The organism is Pseudomonas khavaziana, assembly GCF_019145205.1.
GTDB lineage: Bacteria > Pseudomonadota > Gammaproteobacteria > Pseudomonadales > Pseudomonadaceae > Aquipseudomonas > Aquipseudomonas khavaziana.
In genome coordinates this window covers 1-545 of sequence record NZ_JAHSTT010000050.1, presented here as the reverse complement: position 1 = coordinate 545, position 545 = coordinate 1, and the positions used below count along the sequence as shown (strand labels likewise).

Below are 545 nucleotides of genomic sequence, written 5' to 3'. Positions count from 1 at the left end.
CCGACGAGCTTGATCTCCGTCTGCAACGTCCCAGCCGCAGGCAAGCCCGTATTAGGATCAACCGGCAGGTTCGTACCAGGCTTCACATATCCAGGCACCTTCGGACCGTCAGGATGCGTCGGTTCCACCGGCACCTGGATCACATCAACCAGTTTGCCACCCGGCGTCTTGATCTGATTCAGATCATTGAGGTCACCATCCACCAGCTTTTCATTGCCCTGTGCGTCATGCACACGGAACACGCCCTTGATAGCCTGGTCGAACTTGGCCCTCGCCTCGGCAACAACCTTATTCGCATCAAGCTGATCGTTCGCGTAAATAGGCTTAGCATTGCGCTCCTCGATCTCCTTCCTGAGCGCCGCGTCGTCAAACGTCTTGTTCAAAGGCTTCGGATTTGTCACCCCAGCCTCAGGCCACGGCACGCCATGGACGTCTACAACGATGCCTTTGGCCTTCGCTGCATTGTCCGCGGGTACGTCCGTCCATTTATTAAACGTTTTACCGTTAATGGTCTCGGTACCATCCGCGACCACTTGCTTCGGGTC

General features: G+C 56.1%; 1 protein-coding gene. It reads right to left on the bottom strand.

Annotation, left to right across the window (positions count from 1 at the left end):
- On the bottom strand, nt 1–545 hold a 545-nt coding region (locus KVH01_RS29465; RefSeq protein WP_217883801.1), incomplete at both ends, for a hypothetical protein.